Below are 14,585 nucleotides of genomic sequence, written 5' to 3' on the forward strand. Positions count from 1 at the left end.
ATTATTTAGATGGCTTCCGAAAGTACTTCCAACGGATTGTCTTCTAAATTTTCTTTATTTTTATCTTCTTCTCTTTTAGCACTTACACTTAACACAATACCAATTGCCAAACAGGTCATCCAAATAGAAGTTCCTCCACTACTAACCAATGGTAATGTTTGTCCGGTAACTGGAAATAACTCTACTGCAACTGCCATATTTATCAGTGCTTGAAAAACGATTGGCAAACCAACACCAAGCACTAAAAGTTTACCAAAAAGGCTATCTGATTTTTGAGCTACAATGACAATTCTAAACAATAGCCACATGTACAATATCATGAGTAACAAACCTCCAATTAAACCATATTCTTCAACAATAATTGCAAAAATGAAATCGGATGAAGACTGTGGTAAAAAGTTTTTCTGAATACTTTTCCCTGGTCCAACACCTTGAATTCCACCCGAAGCAATTGCTGTTTTCGCATGTTCTATTTGATAGTCTGCTTCTGTATTATCATCATTAGAGAAACTATCAATTCTACTCATCCACGTATCAATCCTATTTGGCATCGCGTCTGGAAATGCTTTTGCAACCAATACAAAAAGTACCAATGCAAAAATACCAGAACCAATAATCACAGCTAAGTAACGCAATGGGTAACCTCCTAAAAACACCAACATAACTACCATAACAAACATAATGGCAGCTGTTGAAAAATTCGCCGGAAGAATAAGTATTAATATTAAAAATACAGGCATCCAAAGTGGCAAAATCGTTTCGGCAAAAGTAATTTCTTTCTCTTGTATTTTAGACATATATCTAGCCACATACACCATAAGCACGACTGCTGCCAATGTAGATGTCTGAAAAGACATATTCACTATAGGTATTTGTATCCAACGACTTGCATTAGCTCCTTCAATTGTGGTTCCTTGCAGCATAGTAACAACCAATAATACTAGCACTACAGGAATCATAACCATAGATAAGCCTCTAAAATATCTGTACGGAATTTTATGAACACCATACATGATGGTGAACCCTAGAAACAAATGCATAAAGTGCTTAATAAAGAAAGAAAAAGTATTACCTGTACCGCCAACGTAAGCCAAATTACTCGCTGCGCTATACACAGGTAAAAATGAAAATATAGCCAATAGCGCTGCTATTGCCCAAATTAACCGATCCCCTTTTATGTTATTAAATATTTCTTGCATTTCTTATTTTAATGAGATGCTTCGACAAGCTCAGCATGACATTTCACTTATTTATTGTATTATAAACTTCTTACTGCGTCTTTAAATTGTCTTCCTCTATCTTCATAGTTTTCAAACAAATCAAAACTAGCACAAGCAGGAGATAACAATACATTATCACCAGATTCTGCTATCTTATAAGCAATTTTTATAGCTTCACTCATAAATTGCGTTTCCACAATAACATCCACCATACTTCCAAAAGTGCTCATTAACTTTTCGTTATCTACACCTAAGCAAATAATTGCTTTTACTTTTTCGTTTACAAAAGAGAACAATTCATTGTAATTATTTCCTTTATCCACACCTCCAACAATCCAAACTGTTGGCGCATCCATACTTTCTAGTGCGTAATACGTTGCATTAACATTAGTAGCTTTAGAATCGTTGATATATTGCACTTTGTTAATTTTTAACACATGCTCCAAACGATGCTCTACACCTTGAAAATTCTCTAGACTTTCACGAATAGTTTGTTTTCTTATTTTTAATAAATGTGCTACTGTCGAGGCAGCCATTGCGTTTTTAACATTGTGTTTACCCTCTAATGCTATTTTGCTTGTTGGCATAATTATTTGGTTGTTATCTATTGTTATTATTATGTTTTCTTTTTCTAAATACGCGCCATTTTCAATTTTCTTTACTAGTGAAAACGGCAATAATGTGGATTGTACTGGATGTGCTTTTAACCAATCGGTAATCACCTCATCGTCTGCATCATAAATCAAATAATCTTCTTTTGTTTGATTCTTGGCAATGCTAAATTTTGAAGCGATATAATTTTCAAATTGATAATCATATCTATCCAAATGGTCTGGCGTAATGTTGGTTATTACAGCAATTTTCGGTTTAAAATCAACGATACCATCTAACTGAAAACTACTTATCTCTAATACATAGTTTTCATAATCATCTTCTAAAACCTGTTTTGCAAAACTGTCTCCAATATTACCTGCTAAACCAACGCTTAACTCTTGTTTTAAAATATGATCTGTTAGCGTAGCTGTTGTTGTTTTTCCATTGCTTCCAGTAATACCAACTATAGTTGCGTTGGTGTACTTCGCTGCAAATTCAATTTCTGAAATAACAGGAATACCCTTCTGAATTAACTGCTGTACGATAGCAACCTTTTCCGGAATTCCTGGGCTTTTCATTACCACATCTGCATTTAGAATCTTAGATTCTGTATGCTTTTGCTCTTCCCATTCCACTTCATTATGTATAAGAACTTCTTTATATTTCTCTTTTATTGCTCCCTTATCGGAAACAAAAACATCATAGCCTTTTGCTTTTCCTAAAAGCGCAGTTCCTACTCCGCTTTCACCTGCTCCTAATATGACGAGCCTCCCACCCCCTCCAAAGGAGGGCTTTTCATCCGGCTGAATTAAATTCTTTTTAGTCATTCCTTTTCATTTCAAAAGATTCCTGCCTTCGCAGGAATGACAAATTATTTATCTAATTTTCAGTGTTACGATAGATACAATTGCTAATAAGATTCCTACAATCCAGAATCTGGTAACAATTTTACTTTCGTGATATCCTGATTTTTGATAATGATGATGCAAAGGCGACATTTTAAAAATGCGTCGTCCCTCACCATATTTTTTCTTTGTGTATTTAAACCAACCTACTTGCATCACTACAGATAGGTTTTCCGCTAAAAATATTCCGCATAAAACAGGGATTAACCATTCTTTTCGGACTGCGATTGCTATAACTGCAATAATACCTCCTATAGTCAAACTTCCTGTATCTCCCATAAATACTTGGGCCGGATATGCATTGTACCATAAAAAACCAATTAGTGCTCCAACAAATGCAGCGATATAGATGGTGATTTCTTCAATTCTTGGTATATACATAATATTCAGGTAATCTGAAAAAACAATATGTCCAGACACAAAAGCAAATATTCCAAGTGTAAGCACTATTATAGCCGAAGTTCCTGCCGCGAGTCCATCAATACCATCGGTTAGATTTGCACCATTAGAAACTGCAGTAATAATAAATATGGAAACCAGAATGAAAATGATCCAAACATATTTCGCTGCTTCCGGATGAATCCAAGTAATTAAATCGGCATAGTCAAATTCATTTCCTTTTACAAAAGGGATTGTTGTTTTAGTAGATTGCTCCTCCGCAGCAAAAAACTTTCCAGGTAAGGCATTTGGATTTTCAATTAAAATCTCCTGTTGTTGTGCTACAGGAAGTTTCTCTTTAATAGTAACATTCGGATTAAAATACAAAGTAGCACCTACAATAATACCCAAACCTACTTGTCCTAAAATTTTAAACCTTCCTTTTAAACCTTCTTTATCGTTTTTAAATTTCTTGATATAATCGTCAATAAAACCAATGGTTCCCATCCACAAGGTGGTAACAATTAACAGAATGATATAGGTGTTTTCCAACTTTGCAAGTAGTAATACCGGAATTAACGTGGCAAGAATAATAATGATTCCACCCATGGTTGGCGTTCCTGCCTTTTCTGCTTGCCCCTCTAAACCTAAATCTCTAATAGTTTCTCCAACTTGCTGTTTTTGTAAAAAACGGATAATACGTTTACCAAATATTGTAGAAAACAACAGAGATAATATAATAGCAACAGCCGCTCTAAAGGTGATAAACCCAAAAAGTGATGCCCCAGGAAACTGGTATTGTTTTTCTAAATATTCAAATAGGTAATACAGCATTCTTTATTGTTTGTTTTTTTGAGATGCTTCGACAAGCTCAGCATGACATTCTTTAATTAATTTTTATTTCTTATGGATTCCGCATCAAGTGCGAAATGACAAAATCTACTTTTGTAATTGTTTTAAAAACTCTTGCACTATTTTATAGTCATCAAAATCATGACGCTTGCCATTCACTTCTTGATAAGTTTCATGCCCTTTTCCTGCTATTAATATGATATCATTAGCACCTGCTAATTGGCAAGCTGTTTTAATTGCTTGTTTTCTATCTACAATAGACAAGGTTTTTTTATAATTTACAGGATCTACACCTGCTTCTATTTCTTCAATAATTGTTTCCGGAACTTCGCTTCTAGGATTATCGCTTGTAAAAATCACTTTAGTACTTAAAACCGAAGCAATATTGCCCATTTTTGGTCTTTTCGTTTTATCTCTATCCCCTCCACAACCAACAACCGTTATAAGCTCTTCGTTTTTGGTGCGAATACTATTTATGGTTTCTAACACGTTTTGCAAAGCATCTGGTGTATGCGCATAATCTACAATTGCAGTAATTTTATCTTCAGAAATCAAATACTGAAATCTTCCACTTACACTTTCTAACTCGCTTATTAAACGAAGAATTTCCACTTTTTCAAGACCTAACAATTCCGCAGTAGCGTAAATAGCTAACACATTGTATGCATTAAATTCCCCAATTAGTCTAGTCCAAACCTCCGCATCTTCCACTTTAAGCAACAAACCACTAAACTGATTCTCTAAAATTTGCGCTCTGTAATCTGCATAGCTTTTTAAGGCATAGGTGTATTTTCTTGCGACTGTATTTTGAAGCATCACCATTCCATTCTTATCGTCGGCATTCACTAGTGCAAATGCTTCAGATGGAAGCTTATCAAAAAAGGATTTTTTCACATCGCGGTATTCGGCAAATGTGTCATGATAATCTAAATGATCATGCGATAGGTTGGTAAAAATTCCGCCTTCAAAATGAAGTGCTTCCGTTCTATTTTGATGAATTCCGTGTGAGCTCACTTCCATAAAGCAAAACTCTACACCTTCGTCATTCATTTCTTTTAAATAACGATTAATCGTTAAAGAATCTGGCGTGGTATGCGTAGCTTTATATTCTTTATTATCCACCATCACTTTCACCGTAGAAAGCAAGCCTACTTTATATCCAGCATTTTTAAATAACTGGTATAAAAGTGTAGCTATAGTCGTTTTTCCATTCGTTCCAGTAACACCAACAAGTTTTAGATTTTTAGATGGCGATCCATAATAATTAGATGCCATAATTGCCAATGCTCTGGTAGCATCTTGCACTTGCACATAGGTCACTTTAGGGTTAAAATTATGCGGCATTATTTCACACACAACTACCATTGCCCCTTGCTTTATCGCAAGATCTATATAATCATGACCATCTACTACAGACCCTTTAATTGCAACAAACGCATCACTAATAGCAATTTTGCGAGAATCGAAAGCAATGTTTCGTATAAACACGTCTGTGCTACCAACAACTGCATTGATATTTACCTTATATAATATGTCTTTAAAATCTATCACGATGCTTCTAAAACTATAGTTTGTTTATTTTTAAGTTTAGTATTTTTATCTACGGATTGCTTTTTAACAATACCAGAACCCGAAATCTTTACTTTCACATCTACATCCATATTTTCTAACAAGGAAATAGCGTCCATTGCAGGTAAACCAATAACACTTGGCATAATTGTTTTATACGTTTGCGCGGTTTTGTAATAGCTTTCAAACTCATCATCTACCGAAGCGTTTTGCACTTCCAGAGATTCCACTTCATCTACAATTGGCGTATCTGTAAATATTTTTTGCGCAATACGTTTAAATACTGGACCTGTAACATCTGCTCCATAATACCCAACCTTTGTACTTGGTTTATGGATAACTACAATGCAAGAATACTTAGGATTCTCTGCCGGAAAATATCCTGAAAAAGACGAAATATATTTCGGATTTCTTTTCCATTCTTCGTTGTTTGCGTAATCTGTTCTTGCCGTTCCTGTTTTCCCTGCCATGGAAAAAGTTTCGGAGTATAACTTTTTACCGGTTCCTCTAACCACAATATTTTTAAGAATATCTTTTATTTGCGCAAGTGTTTCTTCGCTACAAATTTCATCTACGATTACTTCTTTTTCAAAAACTTCAATTTCTCTATCAAACTCTTTTACTGCTTTTAAAAATCTCGGTTTTATTAATTCCCCATTATTTGCAATGGCATTATAAAAAGCCAAGGTTTGCAATGGTGTTAACTGCATATTATAACCATAAGCCATAGATGGTAATGCGTTTCTACTCCAAATAGCATCACCAGGTTTTGGTATTACTGGCGCGCCTTCACCAATAATAGAAACTCCTAACGGCTGATCTAATTTCCATTTTCTTAATCTTTTTAGGAATTTTTCTGGATTCTTAGAATAGTTATCATCTATAATTGTAGCCATACCAATATTCGAAGAAACCTCTAAAGCTCGTGCTGCAGAAATCTCACCAAAACCACCACGATGCGAATCGCTAATCGTTCTTCCATAAAACCTCTTCTTCCCATTTCCTGTATCAACAACTGTTGATGTATCAATAACTTTATCTTCTAAAGCAGCCATTAAAGCCATCACTTTAAATGTAGATCCAGGTTCATGCGATTCACCAACTGCATAGTTTAGTTTTTCGTAATAACCACCTTTACTCGTTCTACCAAGATTAGAAATTGCTCTTATCTCACCCGTTTTCACTTCCATCACCACCACACAACCATGCTCAGCTTCGTAATACTCTAATTGTTTTAAAAGCGCATGATGTGCTATATCTTGAATATTAACATCTATAGTGGTGTACACATCTAAACCATCTTTTGGTTCAATCTGATTGTAATCTACAATTGGCTTCCATTGTCCTTTACCAATTTTTTGCTTCAACCTTTCACCATCTGTACCTCGTAAATATTTTACTCCAAAAGCACCATCAATTCCTGGTCGTGTTACATTTCCATCTTCATCTGTGCGCTCATAACCAATAGTACGCTCTGCAATTCCACCCATTGGATGCTCACGTTTGGTAGTTTGCTCTACAATAAGACCACCTTTAAAAGCACCAAGCTTTAACATTGGAAAATTGCGAAATTGGATATAATCCGAATAGCCAATATTCCGAGCTAACAAATAGTATCTATTTCTATTCGCTCTCGCTTTACGTAATTCTTTCTGATAATACGAAGCAGGTTTTCCTGAGTATTTAGAAAGTGCCTCACTTAAAGGCTTTAAGTTTTCTTCAAAAGTTTTAGCGGAAGGTGTTATAGCGTCAATTCTAATATCATATTTAGGAATTGATGTTGCTAACAAATTACCTTTAACAGAATATACATTACCGCGATTCGCAGGAATAACCACATTTTTTATAGTGCGCTTACCTGCTAACTCCCTGTATTTATCCCCTTGCACAAACTGAATAGTCAAAAGTTTAAACACGACTGCTAGAGCGAAGATGAACATACATCCTGCTATGAAATACAATCGGTTTAATATGTTCTTTTCGCTTGCTGCCAAAGGGAACTATTCTTTTTGTGATTTAACTTTTATTTTTTTTGGTGGAACTTCTGAAATAGCAATTCCTTTCCCAGCCATCTTTCCTTCTAAAAACGACTCTTTTTTAAGCTTCATTAACCTACCTCGTCCATCTATCATCGCAGAACGAAGCTCTTTAACATGATTATTTAGTTTCGCAATTTCGTGCACTTTTTTATCTGCACTATGCGAACTTGCAATCATCACTATAGCTAACCCAGAAATAAACAGAATCATTTTCCAGTTTCTAAAAGCATCATCGCTCACTAGAAACCTTCCTTTTAATATGCTATAGATATTTGTTTTCATGCTTAGTTCCTGCGAAGGCAGGAATCTTATTTTTTTTTGCCACGAATACACGAATTTCATTCCTGACTCGGTTGCGACATTTACTATTTCACTAATTAGATTTCGCTTTGCTCCATCTAATTTTTTTCGGTTTTACTTATACCTACAAGGTTTTTGAAACCTTGCAGGAATTATACTTTTTGAGCAATACGAAGTTTAGCACTTCTAGCTCTATTATTTATCTTTATCTCTTCTCTTGTTGGCACTATTAATCCGCCAACCTTTTTAAGAGGCACTTCAAAGTTCCCAAACATATCTCGTTCTGGCTCTCCTTCAAACAATCCATTTCTTATAAAACGTTTTACCAACCTATCTTCTAGAGAGTGATACGATATAAAACTCAAACGACCATTAGACTTTAAAACATCAGGCGTCTGCAGTAAAAACTCTTTTAAAGCTTCTATTTCCTGATTTACCTCAATGCGAATAGCTTGATAAATCTGCGCTAAAACCTTATTCTCTTTTTTATGTTGCAAAAAGCGTTTTAAAACTTTTTTTAACTGATCACTAGTTACTATTGGGGCTTCTTTTCTTTGTTCAACAATTTCTTTCGCCATTGCTGGAGCTTGTCTTAATTCACCATACTGCAAAAGCACTTGCTTCAACTCTTCCTCTTCGTAATCATTAACTACGTGAAATGCAGAAATTGCATCTTTCTGATTCATTCGCATATCTAAATCTGCTTCAAATCTGGTTGAAAAACCACGCTCTGCAACATCAAACTGATGTGATGAAACTCCGAAATCTGCCAAAACACCATCTACTTGCTTTACACCATAAAACCTTAAAAAACGTTTCATGTGTCTAAAATTCTCATGAATTAAAGTAAAGCGTTCATCCTCTATAGTATTCTCAAGGGCATCTGGATCTTGATCGAAAGCAAATAATTTTCCGTTAGCGCCAAGTCTTTTTAATATTTCTTTACTATGTCCGCCACCTCCAAAAGTAACATCCACATAAATACCATCTTCTACAATGTTTAAACCCTCAACGGTTTCTTTTAATAAAACTGGGTTATGATATTCCATCTTCTTCATCGTCTTGTCCCATTACTTCTTCTGCTAAGTCTGCAAAATCTACAGCTGCATCATCAATGGCTTGTTCATATTTATCTTTATCCCAAATCTCCACAATGTTAATTGCAGAAGAAACCACGATATTTTTTGCTATATCTGCAAAAGCCACCAAGTCTTTTGGGATTAATAATCGTCCTGTTGCATCTACCTCAATTATTTTCACTCCTGCGGTAAATCGTCTTATAAAATCATTATTCTTCTTTTTAAAACGATTAAGCTTATTCATTTTACCCATCAAGGCTTCCCATTCGCTCATAGGATACAATTCTAAACAAGGCTGAAAAACTGCTCGTTTAAGCACAAATCCATTTTGCAAAACAGGAGACAACTGCTTTTTAAGCGCAGCAGGAAGCATAAGCCTTCCTTTTGCATCTACCTTGCATTCGTATGTTCCTATTAATGAGTTCACTGTAACTTTTACCTGTTAAAACGATTAAGAGTCAAATATATTGAAAATTCTACCACTATTTACCACTATTTACCACATTGTTAATAAATTTTCGACTAAACGAAGCTTTCCTTCGATTACAAAATGGGTTAAAGCCCAAAAATCACTAGCTCACAGCGGGTTAACTTGTGGGTGGAAAACTTAAAAACGATTGTTAACATCTCTTTTAAGAAACTCCTTACACTGTTTTTATTTAAGTTGTTATAATTTGAATGAATTAACTATATTTGTTTTTCATAGAAATGATTAACTAATTCATGATGCATCGCTTAAAAAAAGAGAAGGATTACAGCTATATTGAGGTTGGAGAAGGTAATCCTATAATTGTACTTCATGGACTAATGGGAGGATTGAGTAATTTTGATGCTGTCACTAACTATTTTAGCAAAAAAGGCTACAAGGTTATTATACCTGAATTGCCAATTTACAGCATGTCTTTACTAAAAACGAATGTAAAAACTTTCGCAAAATACTTACATGACTTTATTGAATATAAAGGCTTAGAGGATGTGATTTTGTTGGGGAATTCGTTAGGCGGCCATATTGGCTTATACCATACAAAACTGTTTCCTGAAAAAGTTAAAGCTTTAGTAATTACAGGAAGTTCTGGTTTATACGAAAGTGCAATGGGAGGAGGCTACACAAAACGTAGCGATTATGAAGTAATAAAAAAGAAAGCACAAGACGTTTTTTACGATCCGGCTGTAGCAACCAAAGAAATTGTGGATGAAGTTTACGAAACTGTAAACAACAGAAACAAACTTATAAAAACACTGGCAATTGCAAAAAGTGCCATTAGACATAATATGGCTAGTGATTTACCACAAATGCAAGTACCTACTTGTATTATTTGGGGAAAAAACGACACGGTTACTCCACCAGAAGTTGCCGATGAATTTAATGCTTTATTACCAAATTCTGATTTATTTTGGATTGACAAATGTGGTCATGCTGCCATGATGGAACATCCAGAAAAATTTAACCAAATTCTTGATGATTGGTTGAAGAAGCAAAATTTATAATATACTTACAAAAAGACTAGCCACTCTTTTATGGTTACTATTTTGGTAACTTACTGTTATGTCTTTACCTTTGAACTTTTTAGTACTAATTTAATGAGGTTTCTGTTTTCAAGGAAACACTATCGCGATGAAAATAAAATCTGCAGAATTTATATTAAGTAACTCTGATGTTGCTAAATGCCCAAAAAACAATATTCCTGAATATGCTTTTATTGGTAGAAGTAATGTAGGTAAGTCGTCACTTATTAACATGCTTACTAGCAGAAAAAGTCTTGCAAAAACATCTGGAAGACCAGGAAAAACACAACTAATAAACCACTTTATAATTAACAAAGAATGGTATTTAGTCGATTTACCAGGTTATGGATATGCACGTGTTTCTAAATCTGCAAAAAAGACGTTTCAAAAATTTATTACGCAGTATTTTTCTTTACGTGAACAATTAGTTACTGGTTTTGTTTTAGTAGACATAAGACATAAACCACAACCAATAGACTTAGATTTTATGCGATATTTAGGAGAAAATGGTATTCCGTTTTCTATCATCTTTACTAAAGCAGATAAGTTAAAACCTAAAGCGATTGAAAACCACGTAGAAGACTACAAGAAAATTCTATTAGAAACTTGGGAAGAAGTACCTAATTACTTTATCACTTCATCTTCTAACAATGTTGGTAAAGAAGAAGTATTAGAGTATATAGAATCTTTGAATTCGAGTATGGAATTGGAATAAGATTGCAGCCGAATGCCAACAACTTATTTCTACAAATGGAGATTGAGAACTATTTAATTCTTTACATCTAAAGCATCACGTAGCGCATTACCAATTAGCATAAAAGCCATCACTAAAGTCATAATACATAATCCCGGAATTAATGCTAAATATGGCTTTCCTAGAATAATATAATTATAGTGATCTTTAATCATTGCTCCCCAACTTGCCATTGGTGGTTGCGCACCAATTCCTAAAAAGCTCAAACCACTTTCTATTAAAATAGCTCCTGCAAAATTTGCTGCCGAAATCACAATTACTGGCGCCATTATATTTGGTAAAATATGCCTGGTAATAATTCTAAAATCATTAAAACCTAAAGCTCTTGCTGCGGTTACATATTGCATTTCTTTAGCACTTATAATTTGCCCTCTTACCACTCTAGCCACTTCTACCCACATAGTTAAGCCAACAGCAATAAAGACTTGCCAAAAACCTTTACCTAAAGCAAGTGTAATTGCAATAACTAATAATAGCGTAGGTATAGACCAAGTTACATTAATAATCCACATGATAAATGCATCTACTTTACCACCAAAATACCCTGCAATGCTTCCCATAAAAACGCCAATAACTAAGGATATAAAAACAGCAACAAAACCTATAAAAAATGAAATTCTTGCACCAACCAAAATTCGACTTAACAAATCTCTTCCGTATTTATCTGTTCCAAAGAGGAAGGTTTTAGTCGTTATTAATGCTTTTAATTGAGCCGCATCTAATCCTTTAAAATCTATTGTTTTTTGTACTCCAACTAATCCATCGGAAGCATATTCGGTATAGACTATACTATTTTGTTCTATGGTATAACTGGTAATAGGAATTTCGGTTTCTGTATTTTTTTTTCCGAAGAAAAGGGTATCTAAAAAACCTTGATCGTTTTTAATTGTTGAAGGAATAGTTAGCATTTGGACTTTAAATCCCGGTTTTTTGGAATGTATAGACAAATGCATCTGATTTGCATATTGCGAATTATCTGGAGCGATTGCATATGCAAAAATAGATACTAGTCCAATTAACACGATAAACCCGAAACTAAAAACGCCCCAAAAATCGTTTTTAAATTTTTGGAGCGCTAATGCACTTAATGAGTTTGTTGTACTACTCATAAATTTATTTAGTCTTTTACTGTAGTAGCTATTTTTTCAATACTATAAGACATTTTTAAATCTTCTAAAACATGTAATGCTTCTTCGATATACACATCTTGACTAAGACTTTCATGCCATCTATCTCTTTTCGTTTTCAAAATAGAATCTGATGCAAATAGTTGACTTTCGTAAGGTAAAGACTCAAAAGTTAGATTTGTCTGGTATTCCGATAATTTATCAAATCGTTTTGCTTCTTCTTCTGTTAATTCTATTTTTTGCTTGTATGCTTTATAATTTAAAGCATGAACGTTTTCATCCATTCTGGATTTTACCCATTTTGCATTTTCTTCAATTAGCTTTAATTGCGCATTATTACTCATACGTTCCTGACTCTTCTTAATGGTAGTATCATAATCAAAATAGCTATCCCAAAAAGTGTAATCTACAGCATCTATCTTATCCCAAGGCAATGGATTTTCCTGATCTTTTTCTCCAACATCAATAAAACTATATCTGTCTGGAACAACCACATCGCTCTTTACGCCTTCTAATTGCGTAGAACCTCCATTTATTCTATAGAATTTTTGTGTAGTAAGTTTTAAAGCTCCTAAATCCCCTTGTGAGTTATTACGTACCATTCTATTTAAATCCAAAACGTTTTGTACGGTACCTTTCCCGTAGGTTTGCTTGCTTCCTATAATAATTGCTCTTTTATAATCTTGCATTGCAGCAGCTAATATTTCTGAAGCAGATGCTGAAAGCTCATTCACTAAAATCACTAATGGTCCATCCCAACTAATCGATTTATCTTTATCTTTTAAAACCTCTTTTGGTTCTCCTGTGGATCGTACTTGTACAATTGGTCCGTCTTTAATAAATAAACCAGCCATATCTACAACGGTTTGTAAAGATCCTCCTCCATTATTACGAAGATCTAAAACTAGGCCTTCCATACCTTCTTCTTTTAAGCGCTCAATTTCTTGCTTAATATCGCTTGCAGCATTACGTTTTTTATAGTCTTCAAAATCTACATAAAATTTTGGAAGATTAATTACTCCATAACGTTTATCATTGTTTTTAACTATAGATGATTTAGCATAAGTCTCTTCTAACTCTACAATATCTCTAGTTATAGCAATATCTTCTATAGTTCCATCTACTTTTTTAACAGTAAGATTAACTACTGTTCCTTTTGGGCCTTTTATAAGTTTTATAGCATCATCTAAACGCATACCTACAATATTGATGGCTTGCTCTTCACCTTCCTGACGTACTTTTTGAATAATATCACCAACTTCTAATTCTTTCCCTCTCCAAGCTGGACCTCCAGAAATAAGTTCTACAATTTTAGTGTTGTCCATTTTCTTAGATAATCTAGCACCAATTCCTTCTAACTTTCCAGACATTTGTTGATCAAAACGATCTTTATCTTCTGGCGCAAAATAGAATGTATGTGGATCAAATTCTTCCACAATAGCATTTACATATATGGAGAACCAATCTTTACGTTGTTGATCGTCTATATAATCATTATAATAATTATCAATAGATTTTAAAGTTTCTGCTCTTGCTTCTTCTTCTAATTGTGCTAATGATTTTTTTTCTGGTGATTTATTTGTTGTACTTTTATCTTCTGAATCTATAAAAGTACCATCTTTTTTAATACCTATTTTTCCTTTTGAAGCTTTATTGGAACCTTCTTGATAAGAAATTAATTCATCATAATTAGAAATAGTAGTAAACTTAAGTTGTTGTCTCCAACGTTCTTTCATTTGCTTTTTATTCTTTACATATTCTAACTTTTCATAATCGGAATTATAGGTTTCATTTACAGCATAATTAAATGGTTTATTTAAGATATCCCTATAAATGGCTTTAGTTTCTTCAATACGTTTCAATAAACGTTCATGTGTCAGGTTGAAAAAAGCGATATCATACGCTTTCAGTTGATCATCTAACTCTGTTTTATATTTTTCAAATTCGTCTATATCTGATTTATAAAAATAACGTTTTAAAGGGTCTAGTTGCTCTAGATAATCAGTATATACAGCAGCTGAAAAATCATCATTTAAAACTTTAGGATCAAAATGACCACGTTCTAAAACGTAGGTAATCACTTGTATTAGGAGTTTATCTTTATCCGGGTCATCAAAAGTCTTACTAGTAAAACTACAAGATGCAAATGCTAATAAAAGCAATAGGATAAACACATTATATTTCTTTTTCATTTTTCTTAAATGCATTAATTAATTTAAGCCATACACAGCTTAATTTAGGGGGTTTGTCTCAATTTACTAA

General features: G+C 33.8%; 12 protein-coding genes. 2 read left to right on the forward strand and 10 right to left on the reverse strand.

Going from position 1 to position 14,585, the window contains the following annotated elements; all coding sequences use genetic code 11:
- Positions 1 to 5: 5 nt before the first annotated feature.
- The 8 genes from FG167_RS02805 to mraZ form a co-directional block, all read right to left on the reverse strand.
- Positions 6 to 1,199 carry an FtsW/RodA/SpoVE family cell cycle protein gene (locus tag FG167_RS02805; RefSeq protein WP_203459939.1) on the reverse strand — a complete coding sequence of 398 codons (1,194 nt, stop codon included), beginning with the start codon at positions 1,197 to 1,199 and terminating at the stop codon, positions 6 to 8.
- Positions 1,200 to 1,258: 59 nt separating this feature from the next.
- Positions 1,259 to 2,641 (reverse strand): UDP-N-acetylmuramoyl-L-alanine--D-glutamate ligase, encoded by a 1,383-nt coding sequence (gene murD / locus FG167_RS02810; protein WP_203459940.1) that lies wholly within the window; start codon positions 2,639 to 2,641, stop codon positions 1,259 to 1,261.
- Between the two features lie 48 nt (positions 2,642 to 2,689).
- Positions 2,690 to 3,931, reverse strand: a complete 1,242-nt coding sequence (gene mraY / locus FG167_RS02815; RefSeq protein WP_055442555.1) for a phospho-N-acetylmuramoyl-pentapeptide-transferase — start codon at positions 3,929 to 3,931, stop codon at positions 2,690 to 2,692.
- 105 nt (positions 3,932 to 4,036) lie between these two features.
- Positions 4,037 to 5,500 carry a UDP-N-acetylmuramoyl-L-alanyl-D-glutamate--2,6-diaminopimelate ligase gene (locus tag FG167_RS02820; RefSeq protein WP_203459941.1) on the reverse strand — a complete coding sequence of 488 codons (1,464 nt, stop codon included), beginning with the start codon at positions 5,498 to 5,500 and terminating at the stop codon, positions 4,037 to 4,039.
- On the reverse strand, positions 5,497 to 7,458 hold the full coding sequence (locus FG167_RS02825; RefSeq protein WP_203461036.1) for a penicillin-binding protein: 1,962 nt from the start codon (positions 7,456 to 7,458) through the stop codon (positions 5,497 to 5,499). Before FG167_RS02825 ends, FG167_RS02820 begins: the two co-directional genes overlap by 4 nt.
- 60 nt (positions 7,459 to 7,518) lie before the next feature.
- Positions 7,519 to 7,839: an FtsL-like putative cell division protein gene (locus tag FG167_RS02830; RefSeq protein WP_055442558.1), complete on the reverse strand. Its 321-nt coding sequence runs from the start codon at positions 7,837 to 7,839 to the stop codon at positions 7,519 to 7,521.
- Between the two features lie 170 nt (positions 7,840 to 8,009).
- Positions 8,010 to 8,906, reverse strand: a complete 897-nt coding sequence (gene rsmH, locus FG167_RS02835; RefSeq protein ID WP_203459942.1) for a 16S rRNA (cytosine(1402)-N(4))-methyltransferase RsmH — start codon at positions 8,904 to 8,906, stop codon at positions 8,010 to 8,012.
- On the reverse strand, positions 8,893 to 9,363 hold the full coding sequence (mraZ, locus tag FG167_RS02840) for a division/cell wall cluster transcriptional repressor MraZ (protein ID WP_055442559.1): 471 nt from the start codon (positions 9,361 to 9,363) through the stop codon (positions 8,893 to 8,895). Before mraZ ends, rsmH begins: the two co-directional genes overlap by 14 nt.
- 296 nt (positions 9,364 to 9,659) lie before the next feature.
- Here mraZ and FG167_RS02845 point away from each other — a divergent pair, with 296 nt between their 5' ends.
- Both FG167_RS02845 and yihA read left to right on the forward strand, forming a co-directional pair.
- Complete coding sequence (locus FG167_RS02845) at positions 9,660 to 10,424, forward strand: alpha/beta fold hydrolase (RefSeq protein ID WP_203459943.1); 765 nt, start codon at positions 9,660 to 9,662, stop codon at positions 10,422 to 10,424.
- A 127-nt stretch (positions 10,425 to 10,551) separates the two neighbouring features.
- Positions 10,552 to 11,157, forward strand: coding sequence for a ribosome biogenesis GTP-binding protein YihA/YsxC (gene yihA / locus FG167_RS02850; protein ID WP_055442561.1), 606 nt, complete (start codon positions 10,552 to 10,554; stop codon positions 11,155 to 11,157).
- A gap of 53 nt (positions 11,158 to 11,210) precedes the next feature.
- Here the strand turns inward: yihA and FG167_RS02855 are convergent, their stop codons facing one another.
- Entirely contained in the window at positions 11,211 to 12,305 is a 1,095-nt protein-coding gene (locus FG167_RS02855; protein ID WP_203459944.1) for an ABC transporter permease, read from the reverse strand.
- A gap of 8 nt (positions 12,306 to 12,313) precedes the next feature.
- Positions 12,314 to 14,515: a carboxy terminal-processing peptidase gene (locus FG167_RS02860; protein WP_203459945.1), complete on the reverse strand. Its 2,202-nt coding sequence runs from the start codon at positions 14,513 to 14,515 to the stop codon at positions 12,314 to 12,316.
- Between the last annotated feature and the right edge of the window lie 70 nt (positions 14,516 to 14,585).

Source organism: Lacinutrix sp. WUR7 (genome assembly GCF_016864015.1).
In the GTDB taxonomy this organism is placed as follows: domain Bacteria; phylum Bacteroidota; class Bacteroidia; order Flavobacteriales; family Flavobacteriaceae; genus Oceanihabitans.

Bases quoted from the DNA above. Each gene is read 5' to 3' on its own strand.
- FG167_RS02825 (WP_203461036.1), bottom strand. From the start codon at position 7,458: ATGTTCATCTTCGCTCTAGCAGTCGTGTTTAAACTTTTGACTATTCAG.
- FG167_RS02855 (WP_203459944.1), bottom strand. From the start codon at position 12,305: ATGAGTAGTACAACAAACTCATTAAGTGCATTAGCGCTCCAAAAATTT.
- FG167_RS02830 (WP_055442558.1), bottom strand. From the start codon at position 7,839: ATGAAAACAAATATCTATAGCATATTAAAAGGAAGGTTTCTAGTGAGC.
- FG167_RS02805 (WP_203459939.1), bottom strand. From the start codon at position 1,199: ATGCAAGAAATATTTAATAACATAAAAGGGGATCGGTTAATTTGGGCA.
- mraY (WP_055442555.1), bottom strand. From the start codon at position 3,931: ATGCTGTATTACCTATTTGAATATTTAGAAAAACAATACCAGTTTCCT.
- FG167_RS02845 (WP_203459943.1), top strand. From the start codon at position 9,660: ATGATGCATCGCTTAAAAAAAGAGAAGGATTACAGCTATATTGAGGTT.
- FG167_RS02860 (WP_203459945.1), bottom strand. From the start codon at position 14,515: ATGAAAAAGAAATATAATGTGTTTATCCTATTGCTTTTATTAGCATTT.
- rsmH (WP_203459942.1), bottom strand. From the start codon at position 8,906: ATGGAATATCATAACCCAGTTTTATTAAAAGAAACCGTTGAGGGTTTA.
- yihA (WP_055442561.1), top strand. From the start codon at position 10,552: ATGAAAATAAAATCTGCAGAATTTATATTAAGTAACTCTGATGTTGCT.
- murD (WP_203459940.1), bottom strand. From the start codon at position 2,641: ATGACTAAAAAGAATTTAATTCAGCCGGATGAAAAGCCCTCCTTTGGA.